We start from the raw sequence: 330 nt of genomic DNA, 5'->3' as shown, positions 1-330 counted from the left end.
GGTGTCCGGGTACTGCGCGTCGATCTCGCGGCGGACGCGCTTGAGGAACGCGTGAGTGGCGGGCAGGTTCTCGCAGTTGGTGTCCTCGGCCGCGTACAGATACGGCACGGCGTCCAGCCGGAAGCCGTCGATGCCCAGGTCCAGCCAGAACTTCAGCGCGGCCAGGATCTCCTCCTGGACGCGCGGGTTCTCGTAGTTGAGGTCCGGCTGGTGCGAGAAGAAGCGATGGAAGAAGTACTGGCCACGCACCGGGTCGAAGGTCCAGTTCGACGTCTCGGTGTCGACGAAGATGATCCGGGCGTCCGGATAGCCCTTGTCGTCGTCGGCCCA

1 protein-coding gene is annotated in these 330 nt (G+C 65.5%); it reads right to left on the bottom strand.

The window, feature by feature from the left end; translation table 11 throughout:
• Positions 1-330 (bottom strand): alpha-amylase family glycosyl hydrolase (locus GTY47_RS40045; RefSeq protein ID WP_010049414.1); only part of this gene is annotated, 330 nt, incomplete at both ends.

The sequence above is a fragment of the Streptomyces sp. SID5464 genome (genome assembly GCF_009862985.1).
Taxonomy (GTDB): Bacteria; Actinomycetota; Actinomycetes; order Streptomycetales; family Streptomycetaceae; genus Streptomyces; species Streptomyces chartreusis_D.
Note: the sequence above shows the minus strand (reverse complement) of the source record. Positions and strands in the feature narration are given on the sequence as shown.